Below are 11,635 nucleotides of genomic sequence, written 5' to 3' on the forward strand. Positions count from 1 at the left end.
TACCATTGCTGCCACAGCATACCCAAATCATTTTGAAATGACAGGGGATTATTATTGCTCAAATGATACGATTATCCCATATTCAAATGAGAATTTCTGGGTCCTCCACATCACGGACATCTTCAACTACGACGACCCGACAGGCATAGAGGAGCAGCCCAAAGTGGTGCCGCTGCAAATGAGGGTACATCCCAACCCAGCCACAACATGGGTTGCCATCGATTTCACTTTGCCTGGCGATGCCAAAACAGCTGCTGTTGAAATTGTCAACTCGCTTGGCGAAAAAGTCATGCAAAGCCAATTAAACGGTAACGTCGGTCAGAAGGTTCTTGACCTTCGCGAACTTGCCAATGGTGTCTATACCATCACCATTTTGTGTGGTGAATATTACCAGACTGAAAAGTTGGTCATTACGAAATAAGTTGTAGTTTTGCGATTGGTTTCCGCTCTAAACAAGGGGCGGAAACTAATCGTATGTAATCTTTATCACTATGAAAAAACTGGTATTTACGTTTGTTCTATGCTATACATGCGCCATTGCTTTTCCACAAATTCGCATAGATTGGCAGCAGTGTTACGGGAGTATGGGAATCGATCAAGCGTTTGGAATTATCCAAAATGAAATTGGGGGATATTATATTGTCGGCCGTGCTGGTGAAGAAAGCGGCATGGTTGGCTGCGACCTTGGAGACTTATATAGTTCTTGGCTTATTGAGATCGATGGTTTTGGTGAATTTGTGGGAGAAAATTGTATCCTCGACTTTTACCCTAGTCGCCAAGGATTGTTGAATGGAAATGACACATCGTTCTTTCTAGTTGGAGGTGGAGGTGGAGGATTCATTGAAGTAAGGAGATACAATAATAATGCAGATTTGAAATGGATAGCTCTAGCTGGAGATCCGGAAAAAGGCGTAGCGGAGATTCCTTATGTTGCGTCAACTTCAGATGGAGGAGTGGTTGCAACTGCTTATGTTCAATGGCCATGTGGGCCCGGTGGGGAATATTACGGCATGAATGATGCCTGGGTGGTGAAAATCAATAGCGAAGGCGAACAGGAATGGGAAATCATGCTTGGGTCGGAAGGGATGGAAGTGCCTGCATGTTTATTTGGAGAGTCAAATGGGAATGTCTTGGTTTCAATTGCGGGTTATGCCCTTGGCAATGGAAATGTTGCGAGTTGCCATCGCACAAAATCTGATGCCATCATTACAGAGCTGAGTGCAGACGGTGAAATACTATGGAGCCGCTGCTATGGCGGAGACGAAAGTGGGGATGGTTTTAGTTGCATTGCAGAATTGAGCGACGGCTACCTGTTTGCAGGAGAGACAGAATCAGAAGATGGAGACCTCGAAGGTGCAGGCTATCATCTTGGCTATATCAACAATCTTCCTGCCTACGGACGAACATGGGACATCTGGCTTATGAAAACCGACTTCGAAGGCAACATCCTCTGGAGTCGCTGCTATGGTGGAACAGGCAATGAATCTGCTAAACAAGTTTTCCAGAACGAGGACGGCGGCTTCACCGTGTTCGGAACTTCGAAATCGATAGACGGCGATGTGCAGAGTGGTCAGAACCTTCATTTGCCTTGGAATGGATCCCCATCAAAGAAGATTTGGGTGTTTAGGACAGATGCTGAGGGAAATCTGCTCTGGGAAAGAGCGATAGGCCACAAAGGGAATGACATTGATTTAAGTGATGTTATAAAACATAACGAGAAGGAATACACACTGGCAGCTACATCAGGGGCCTGCGTCGATCCCGAATACCAAGGAGATTACAACTGTACAAATGCGCCATTGCTGGAACATGGCTACAAGAATTGGTGGGTCCTCCACATCACGGACATCTTCAACTACGACGACCCGACGGGCATAGAGGAACAGCCAAAAGTGGTGCCGCTGCAAATGAAGGTACATCCCAACCCCGCCGCCACTTGGGTAGCAATAGACTACACGCTGCCCAACGGCAACGCCAAAGCGGAGCTTTCCATCTTCAACGCCATGGGCATAAAAGTGAAGCAGGTTGAATTGGATGGCAGCCAAGGCCAAAAGGTTCTTGACCTGCGCGGTTTGGCACCTGGCGTGTATTTCATTACACTTTATTGCGACGGATTAGAGCAGACTGGTAAATTGGTGCTAATGTGATGCAAAAAAACACCTATCAAGCATGTTTGTTCCGCAAGGCAGCCTGATGGGAAAATTCGACATCTAAGGAAGGATAACCGAGGCTTTGAGATGGTGGGGTTTCGGATTCCCGCGACCTCGCAATCCCGAAGCCCCGCAATCCCGTAATCTAATCTTTAGTTTAAAATTAAGCAAATGTTGCATGGCTATGAACAAATTCATTACCTTTGCCCCTCGACATCAAGCGTCTGCCGTTTGCGAGAGAGAATAATCAAAAATAGGCGGTGAGGAGATTTCACCACACATCTTGCAGTAGATGGCTGCAAGCATAGAGGACGCAATAATGCACCGCTGGCGGGCGTTATAACGCAAGTATATGTTTTATATTAAAATTGAAAGCAATATGAAAAATTTGAAATATATCATGGCAACGCTTATGGTTGCCGCTATTGTTGCAGTCGTTTTGGTGGGCTGCAAGAAGGAGAAGGAAACAATATCACCCAACGACAATACGCCTACTTCAAGTTCCGTCGTGCAGCGTCTGCTTGATTTCCAGCAGCAAGTAAAATACTATACCGCAAATCCTTACATAAAGGATGGTGAAGCGATGGAAACGGACGAAGCTGTGAATGACATTGTTGACCTCTTCAATGCGGTCTATTCTGAGCCAGATGCTTATTATGAGCAGATTGCCCGTCACGAGTTCTCACTTACTATTCCTGTAACATCCGAAGGCAAGGTTTTAGCCTCTGATGCGGCGGCATTATACAACCAAGCCGTGAGCATGGCCGCCGAAGCCTACCACAATGATGGCATTGTGGAGAACAAAGGATATGCTTTGCTGACCGCAACAGTTGAGCCGCAAAGAGACGGAACGGCAAGGGTGAACTTTAGCGGCACATCGGGACGCATAGATTCTTCTCCTTCTCCTGTTAGTATGCCATTTGGTTCACTCGACAATTGGCAATACAAATCTCCGCTTGGCAAATGTGATAGTACCTGCATGTATTCTGGAGCTGACAAGGAATTAGAGTATTATATTAAAGCTGCTGCCGAATCAGTGTATCCGACAGCACCACAAGGTTATGAATATAGGCCGATAGCCCCCACAACCCTAACTTTTTCCGGCTTGGAATACATGGATTCGATATGGGCTGATACCATTTTTTGCCGTCCTGTTGAATATGGCAAATGTATCGAATGGACTGACATGAATAGATACTACCAAGGGGAATGGTACATGATATTCAATAAGATACCATCTGACCGCCACTATTCCATTGGCAACCTTCATTATGTGATGCCTGACATAACAATTCAAGGAATGGAGCAATATGATCCTTCTCATAGTCATTTTTATTATTACCATGAAACCACCGTAACTTATTGCCGGCTTGAATTGTTCGATATATACACTTTCCCGCACCAGCCCTTAGAAAAATAAAGATATTGCCATGAAACGTTTAATTGTCACATTATTGTTGTCATTCAGCCTACACCTTTATGCTCAAACATGGAAAACTCCGTTTGAAAGCGAAGGATATGTGGTGCTTTTTGACGCTATAAGGACAAGTGAAAATGAGACCGTGCTTGTGGGACACATTGGCGATACCGCATGGATGGTAAAGTTTGATGAGAAAGGAGAATATGTCTCCCGCACCTATCCCGAATATAGAAGCACTACAGGTTTTATGGGTGTTGAAGAACTTGACAATGGCAATTATTTGGCTTTGGGATGCACCACCATCAATTCTGTCAGTCATATTTCCACAGCTATCATCGACCGTGACTTGAACTTTGTCAAAAGCACAAACTATGCTATCGAGGATGGCTATGGGCACTTTGAGATAAGTGGATGCAGAACGATGAAGGATTCGGACGGCACCGTTGTAGCAAGTATGGCTATTGCCGGTGGTCAGGACTCGAATACAGGCACCTTATGGCGGTTTGACCAGGAAGGCACCATGATTCACAACCGATATCTTGGGCGCTTGTTTCCCTATTACTTGGCGCGATTTATGCCTTATCAGCTAAAGAAAACATTCGACGATCAGGAAATTGTCATGTTCTGTCCTTGCAGGGATGGTTTCTCTGACATGCTCTATTTTGACGCATCATTCAACTGTTTGCGTGCCTATCAGGTGAAAATGAACAATTGGCCATTGGAATACTGGTATTCGGATTGGTATTATGACAATGGAGACATGCTTTCATGCGCAATATGTCATTATCCTACGGATGTCAATTATTTGCAGCTTCTTCTGTGCAGGCTGACTCCCGAAGGTGAATATGTCAATCAATGCGCGCCAGTCAGGTTAGGTGACACATGCGTGTATACGCCATATTACAGGGGAATGGCTGCAGTCGATGCCAATACGATTTATGTGGGGGCGACTTGCCATCCGGAAGGGTCTGCAGACCCATCCTATCCTGAAATGTTCCTGATAAATCAAGATTTGGAAATCCTCGGGAAAATCAGCCTTGAAGAGGTATGGGAGTCGTTCACTTTTGTTGTAATTGAAACCGGCGATGGAGGTTGCATCGCAACTGCAACAGCAAGAGACAGCAAGAAAACAGTTGTCATGAAGTTTACCAGAGACGACTTTAATCCGATGTTGTCTGTACAGGAAGTATCCCAAGACCAGCTGCAAGCGCGTGTCTCTCCAAATCCTGCGCACGACAGGTTGAACATCGACATTTCCAACATTCCGTTCGACGAAGCAAACCGCATCCGCATCACCGATGCCAATGGGCGGGTCTGCATCGATCGTTACATCAAGGGCGAAGGCAACTTGCTCGAACTTGGCATCGACAAATTGCGGCCAGGCCTATACGTCTATCAAATCAATAACGCTCAAAACGAACTTTTGAAAGGAAAGTTCATCAAGGAATAGTAGTCCTTTGAAGTGTTGAAATCTCCATTACCTATATGCCCTGACGGGACTTTTCGCTATCTTTGCCACATCTGACAACCTGAAGCTATGATTCAAATCGCTTTATCAAGAATCATGCTTAGTGACAATTAAAAAACAACCTGTAACGGAAACAGCTGTTTTTTCGCTTCGCTGAACGAAATTTATCGAAAATCATAATCGCCTATATGTCAGTATAATTCATGAAAATTCATGTTTAATTCGTGGTAATTTGTGTTAATAAAAAACGAAATTGACATGTGTCAGAATTGTCTCAACTTAAGTAGGTGATCAAAATTAGTTTACATATTGAAAACGAGGCATCGAGGTCGCGGGAATTCGAGATTACGAGGCATTCCAGCATCCCGAAGCCTCGCAGTCTCGAAATCCCGTGTCCTTTATAATGTAGTTTAATTTTGAATAGTTACTTATTATTTTATCGTGACTAAATGAATGTGATGGACAAAACCGTAATAGTTTCTAAAAAATACAGGACAGATTCAAATGGTTTTTGAGAACGATAATTGGCTATTTGGAGTGATTTTTATACCCAAATAGCCAGTTATAATTCAAAACAAATCGTCGAGAATGATTTCGTTTTGAACGTAATTTATTGCATAACTGTTTCTTACAAGTCCAAACGAAGTTATCATGGCAAAAAATATGTTTTTCCGTTTATAGTATTCCCTAAGGACAGACAATCGGTTGGCTATTTTTTCATATTCCGCCTTTGTCAAAGCGTAAGGTTTGTCGCTGCATTTCATTTCGCAAACCGTAACGGCACGGTCGGCGCGTTCAATAATCATGTCGACTTGCGCCTGACTTGAATAATAGGAACAAGTGTTGGTCAGCACACCCGAAATGCCAAGCACGGATTTGATTTTCGGCAAGTGGGCAAAACAGAGTTTCTCAAATGCCAGGCCACGCCATGTCTTATAGGAATTGGTGGCTACGAGATGCTGCCATGTATCGGAATCGACTGTATTTCTGTCTTTTACAAACTGAAAATAAAACAAGGTGAAGAAATCTATTAATTGGAAAGTGTAGGACACTTCGCCGAAAGCCTTGTATTTTCTGATGAAACCACACTGTTCCAAAGCATCAAGTTTGCGCGTCAGGCCGCCGCCGTTGCTCAAGCCTGAACGGGCGACAATTTCATCGCGCGAGAAGCCCGATTTCTTTTTCGCCAAGGCTTCAACGATTCTGACATATTCTTCCGATTTGGCGAAAAGGGAATTGTAAAGATTGTCGAATTCATCTTCAAGCAAGGCTGATTCGCTGAAAAACAGACGGTCGATGTTTTGGGCAAGGCTGCGGCTTTTGTCCAAAAGATGCAGATAATAAGGAATGCCGCCCAAAATCATGTAACACTCGGCAATGCTCAGATTGTCCCATTTTATTTTCTGGCTCAAAAAATATTCCTTGGTCTCCGACAAAGTGAAAGGATTGAGTTTCAGCTTGCAAGTCAAGCGGTTGTGCAATCCGCCACGATTACGGATGACATTGCCAACCATCCATGATGCCGCCGAACCGCAGACAATCAGGACAATGTCGTTACGCGCCGAAGCCCACACATTCCAAAACATTTCCAAAGCCTTGACAAAATCCGATTTCGGCGTGTCCATCCACGGCAATTCGTCCAAAAAGATGACTTTCCTTTGCTTCCTCGATTTTGCAACCAGTTTCTCCAAACGCCCGAAAGCGAGAAACCAGTTTTCAGGCGCGGTCTGGTCTTCCGAATCGCCGTATCTTGCCAAACTGCTGTTGAACTGCGCCAACTGCTCAGTCCTGTTTCCGCGTGCTACGCCAGTGGCATAGAAAACGAAATCATCGTGAAAGAACTCGCGTATCAGATAAGTCTTGCCCACCCTACGACGACCATAAACGACAACAAACTCAGAACTGCCTGAATCATAGATTCTTTGCAGTTCTTTCATTTCCTCTTTTCTGCCGATAATATTCATTTTTCAATTCTTATTATTGGCTGCAAAGATATGTTTTTTTGTTCAAATAGCCAAAAATAAAACGATAATTGGCTATTTGGAGTGATTTTTATGCCCAAATAGCCAGTTATATTGTAAAAAAACAAGAATATTTCACCGCTCTTTTCAGCACAAATCACCAATAATGAACCAATTCGCGGAAATTAATGTTTGCCCAAAGGTTATTCTTTTACGAATTTTCCGCTCACAATATCATTTTCAGCGTTGTAGATTTGATAGGTATAAATGCCGGACGGCAAAGATGACACGCCCAAAGTGAGAAGATTGCCCTCGCCACGGATGATGCGGTCGATGAAAACCTGTCCTGACATGTTCACAACACGGATGCGTCTTTCTCCATCTTCATGGATTTGTGAGATGTCGATATTGATTTCATTGCTTGCAGGATTGGGAAAAGCCAACGCCTCGATTTGCGACGATGGCACTTCCTTGACCGATAGCAATGGATTGAAGTCTTCGCGTAAATACTTGCGGATATAGATATAGTCATTAATCTTTTTGCCGACGACAATGCAACCATCATCGTCTGTATGAAGGACAACAGCAGGAACTGCTCCCATTAAATCAGAAAGCACAATACTTCCTAATAATTCCATATCGCGATTGATGAGAAATAGTTGACCAAAAGAGGTATTCATCCAATGTCCTTCTCTACAATGGGCGGTAATGTATATCGTGCTATCATTTGAAAAGGATACCATCCGATTTTTCAATCCATAATACAAGGTATCAGGTTGGTCAATCATCAATCTTTGTACAATGTTGCCTTCCAAATCTACCTTAGTCATCAATAGATGTGGCTTGTTAATGTCGTGAACACTTTGTGAACCGGCAACAAACAGATGCTGATTGTCGAACTGATAACCAGAATAATAACTGTCAATGTCAAATGCAAATTCATTTTGTTCGAAAACAATGTTTGAATAATCGGTCATATTGAAATCGTAATCAAAGAACATGATTGATGGGTTTGTAATCCAGCCTTCACCAATAGCGACAAAACTGCTGTCATTATCCAACTTCCTCAAATCATATACGATGAGTCTTGAAAAAGCATTTGAAATTGATTTAGTGTAATGGCTGTTAAGCAGTTCACCATTGCGATTGAATCTCCAAAACGAGGCAATGGTCGGGTGTGAGTAACTGGATTTATTCCAAACGACGGGTACGGTTGCAATAACCGTACCGTCGTTGTCGACTAATAAACGCCCATGGAATTCATGGATATAACATTCTTCGTCAATTTGATACTGAAAGTCAGCAAGCTCTTCCAATTGGTTATTCATCGTCACCACCCTCACATAATAGGTGTCTGCAATGGTATCAAAGAAGTAACCTAAAGCGAACAGGGTGTCGTTTCCAATGTTCACAATGTCGAGGAAACCAGTCACTACGTTTTCAATGCCAAATGATTGTTCAGAACATATTCCATCGGTATCTATTGAATAGCCAAAAGCAGAGCCATTGCAACTCGTTGCAATTTTGATTTGATTGTCCGTGCTCACTATGCTAGAAATCCCACCCGTGCTTTTATCTGACACATCAATAATCATTTCCCATTGCTGGGCAAAAAGAGAGAAACTTCCAAAAAGTAATAACGCAATTGCAACAAATCGTTTCATGGCTCAGATGTTTTTAACTTGTGGCAAATATAGTGAATTTTGGAAAAGCAAGGGGTTGGGCGGAGAATTTTTCAAAATTTTAGAAGCACTTCATCATATTTCAGTGAGCATAAAGCCCAGATAAAACGGAAGTGTCAGCAAGGCATCATTACGCCCGATGTTGTAATCGCCCAATTTGAGAGCATGAAAGACATGGTATTTCTCGGGATGTTTCAACAAGGTCTGCATCGATTTGGCATTGCCCGTCTTGGCTTTACATTCAAGCGGAGTACATTCGCCTTTGTAACGAATTACGAAATCAATTTCCAGACTGTCAGGCTTATGGAAATAGTAGAGTTTTCGGCCCATTTTGCCCAAAATGTCTGCCATGACATTTTCATAAATGGCGCCTTTGTAACTGCCCAATCTTCCTTGCAAGATATCGGACTGGACACCCTCGTCAAGCATACTCACAAACAGTCCCGTGTCAGCCATGTAGATTTTGAAACAATCCTGAATGGCATTCCCACCTAACGGCAATTCTGTAATAGATAAGTTATGGCATCGCCTGACAATGCCCGCATCCTCAATCCACTGAAGGCAACCGACATATTCACTGCTCCGACCGCCTTTCCTGACGACGGAATAAGTGAATTTCTTGTTTTCACGGCTTAACTGATTCGGAATCGACTCAAAACATTCGCGAATGCGTGACTTGTCTTCCCTGCCGGCATATTTAATCATATCGGCCTTATATTCTTCGATGATGTTTTTTTGTATGGCGATAACCTGATTCACATCCCTTGTATCAAAAAAAACCTGCACGGCTTCCGGCATTCCACCCACAATAACATATTCCAGTAAAAGCTGACGCATTCGGTTATGAATGGCTTCGGGCACAGGCATTTCATCAAGCAGACATTGCCGCAGCAGATCAAAGACAGGCTGCTGTATGCCGTTGGCCCACAGCCATTCCTCGAAATCCATCGGGTACATGTCAACGATGTTTTCAAATCCCACCGGCACCGATGCCAATTCTTCCGCTTTCCCTTGTCCATCCGATTTATAACCATTTACGCCTAAAAGCGAACCCGTGCAAATGACATCATAACGGCCATCCAACTTGAAGAATTTCAGCGAAGCACGCGCCTGAGGACAATCTTGTATTTCATCAAAAACAAGACAAGTTTTGCCAGGAACAAACTTTACATTCGGGATAGCCGCTGAAATGGCAACGGTCAGATAATCGACTTGAAGCGAACCTTCGAACAAAGAGCGCAATTCCCTTTGTTCATGAAAATCAATGTAAACGACATGTTCATAATTTTTCCGGGCAAAAGCCAAAACCGAACTTGTCTTGCCACATTGGCGACAGCCTTTTATCACCAAAGGCTTATGGTTTTCATTTTTCTTCCATTGCAGCAAAACATCCTCAATTTTCCTTTTATACATGACTTTCAGATTTCTCATACAAATATAATATATTACATTTTTTCGGGCGACTTTTTATGTAAACAACACACTTTTTCGGGCGACTTTTTAAATAAATCACACACTTTTTCGGGCGACTTTCAATTGCAAAAGTACATGTTTTTCTGAAAAAGCAAAAAATTTAAATAGAGATTTTTTCACATTATTGCCACCAAATTAATCATAATTTCCACCTACTTATAAAAAAAACGCTATCTTTGCCCCAAATTCCATTATGATGTCCGAGACAATGTTTTCAAATTTCGAACCTGTAGAGAACGGTCAACCGCAACAGAATCAAGCGGATACCGTCATTAATTCAAAAGACTACCAAGACATCCGCCTGCTGACGGCTTCGCGTTTTGGTGCCAGCAGGGTGTTCACCGCAAAAAGCGGTGCTAAAAAGGTCATAATCAAAGCCTTGAAAGCCGAACTGATGAACGACCCGAAATGCAAGGCCAACTTGCGCAAAGAGTATGAAATCACCACGCAACTCGACCATAAATACATCCGCAAGGCCCTCGACCTGACAACGATTCAAGGCTTGGGCGAATGTATCGTTTTCGAATACATCGAAGGCAAATCGCTGGCTGAACATGTACGCGTGGGCACGCTTTCGGAAAAACAAGTCAAGAATATTCTGGCCGAAGTGTGCGACGGCCTGTTTTACATGCACCGCAACCAAGTAGTGCATTGCGACCTGAAGCCCGAAAACATCATCGTCACCGATGGCGACTGCAAGGCCAAAATCATCGACATAGGTTTGCCCGAAACCGAATACAAGACCAATAAGGAACTGCTTATCAAGGAAATGGAGTTCATTGCTCCCGAACTTATCAAAGGCGAAGACTGCGATGCCCGTTCCGACATCTATTCCATGGGAAAAATCATGGAGTTCATCAACGAGCGCAACATTTCGCGGCAGTTCAACAGTATTGCAACGCACTGCACGCAGTTCTCGAAAGAACAGCGTTACGACAACATCTCCGAAGTGAAATCAGCCATAACGAAAGGCCATTCCGTAGTGAAGATTTTCATCATCACGCTGATACTCTGCATTGTGGGTGCCGCTGCGGTCATCTATGTGCCGAAAATCAAGGCCAAAGCCGAAGAAGAAAAGATAGAACGCAGAAAAATGGATTTCGCCCACGAAATTGAAAAGATAGAAGGCAACACTGAAACGCTTTGCGAAAAATACAAGCTGACCTCACTCGACGAGCCTATCTCGGCAAATTGGTCGGAAGACAGCATAGCTTACTATCAGGCCCTCATGCCTTTCTTCGACATTGACGGTCTGCAAAGTCAGGCCATGAACCTCTTGCAGGAACAGAAAGCCCGCATCGACAGCCAGCGTCAGAATGAGTTTGAAAGCCTTCTGCTCAATACTTTCAAGACCGCTGACGACAGTCTTGCCTCGGTCCTGAAAACGGCCATGCCCGAGCAAACCGACTCGCTGCTCATGATTGAGGCCTTCAAGTGGTACGGACACCAACATTGATTTTTGTTTTGTTCGCTGAAATAAA

At 43.6% G+C, this 11,635-nt stretch carries 8 protein-coding genes; 5 read left to right on the plus strand and 3 right to left on the minus strand.

What is annotated here, in order from left to right:
* From AC06MN_RS00300 to AC06MN_RS00315, 4 genes are all read left to right on the plus strand, one after another.
* A partial coding sequence (locus AC06MN_RS00300) for a T9SS type A sorting domain-containing protein (RefSeq protein WP_475670356.1) occupies window positions 1-421 on the plus strand: 421 nt, incomplete at its 5' end.
* Window positions 422-1,010: 589 nt separating this feature from the next.
* Complete coding sequence (locus tag AC06MN_RS00305; RefSeq protein ID WP_475670357.1) at window positions 1,011-2,147, plus strand: T9SS type A sorting domain-containing protein; 1,137 nt, start codon at window positions 1,011-1,013, stop codon at window positions 2,145-2,147.
* Window positions 2,148-2,529: 382 nt separating this feature from the next.
* Entirely contained in the window at window positions 2,530-3,570 is a 1,041-nt protein-coding gene (locus tag AC06MN_RS00310) for a hypothetical protein (protein WP_475670358.1), read from the plus strand.
* A gap of 10 nt (window positions 3,571-3,580) precedes the next feature.
* A complete protein-coding gene (locus tag AC06MN_RS00315) occupies window positions 3,581-5,020 on the plus strand; it encodes a T9SS type A sorting domain-containing protein (RefSeq protein ID WP_475670359.1) in 1,440 nt (479 codons plus the stop codon).
* A gap of 587 nt (window positions 5,021-5,607) precedes the next feature.
* On the opposite strand, the gene AC06MN_RS00320 is transcribed toward AC06MN_RS00315, so the two are convergent.
* The 3 genes from AC06MN_RS00320 to AC06MN_RS00330 all read right to left on the minus strand — a co-directional run bounded on the left by AC06MN_RS00320 (window position 5,608) and on the right by AC06MN_RS00330 (window position 10,094).
* Window positions 5,608-7,002 (minus strand): AAA family ATPase, encoded by a 1,395-nt coding sequence (locus AC06MN_RS00320; protein ID WP_475670360.1) that lies wholly within the window; start codon window positions 7,000-7,002, stop codon window positions 5,608-5,610.
* A 200-nt stretch (window positions 7,003-7,202) separates the two neighbouring features.
* On the minus strand, window positions 7,203-8,663 hold the full coding sequence (locus AC06MN_RS00325) for a T9SS type A sorting domain-containing protein (RefSeq protein ID WP_475670361.1): 1,461 nt from the start codon (window positions 8,661-8,663) through the stop codon (window positions 7,203-7,205).
* A gap of 93 nt (window positions 8,664-8,756) precedes the next feature.
* A complete protein-coding gene (locus AC06MN_RS00330; protein ID WP_475670362.1) occupies window positions 8,757-10,094 on the minus strand; it encodes an ATP-binding protein in 1,338 nt (445 codons plus the stop codon).
* 256 nt (window positions 10,095-10,350) lie between these two features.
* Here AC06MN_RS00330 and AC06MN_RS00335 point away from each other — a divergent pair, with 256 nt between their 5' ends.
* Window positions 10,351-11,610, plus strand: coding sequence for a serine/threonine-protein kinase (locus tag AC06MN_RS00335; protein ID WP_475670363.1), 1,260 nt, complete (start codon window positions 10,351-10,353; stop codon window positions 11,608-11,610).
* Window positions 11,611-11,635: the final 25 nt, after the last annotated feature.

It is taken from the genome of Candidatus Limimorpha sp., from assembly GCF_056203535.1.

What these genes read in the sequence shown, in the direction of transcription:
- AC06MN_RS00305 (WP_475670357.1), top strand. Translation starts at nt 1,011, where the DNA reads ATGAATGATGCCTGGGTGGTGAAAATCAATAGCGAAGGCGAACAGGAA.
- AC06MN_RS00310 (WP_475670358.1), top strand. Translation starts at nt 2,530, where the DNA reads ATGAAAAATTTGAAATATATCATGGCAACGCTTATGGTTGCCGCTATT.
- AC06MN_RS00315 (WP_475670359.1), top strand. Translation starts at nt 3,581, where the DNA reads ATGAAACGTTTAATTGTCACATTATTGTTGTCATTCAGCCTACACCTT.
- AC06MN_RS00320 (WP_475670360.1), bottom strand. Translation starts at nt 7,002, where the DNA reads ATGAATATTATCGGCAGAAAAGAGGAAATGAAAGAACTGCAAAGAATC.
- AC06MN_RS00325 (WP_475670361.1), bottom strand. Translation starts at nt 8,663, where the DNA reads ATGAAACGATTTGTTGCAATTGCGTTATTACTTTTTGGAAGTTTCTCT.
- AC06MN_RS00330 (WP_475670362.1), bottom strand. Translation starts at nt 10,094, where the DNA reads ATGTATAAAAGGAAAATTGAGGATGTTTTGCTGCAATGGAAGAAAAAT.
- AC06MN_RS00335 (WP_475670363.1), top strand. Translation starts at nt 10,351, where the DNA reads ATGTCCGAGACAATGTTTTCAAATTTCGAACCTGTAGAGAACGGTCAA.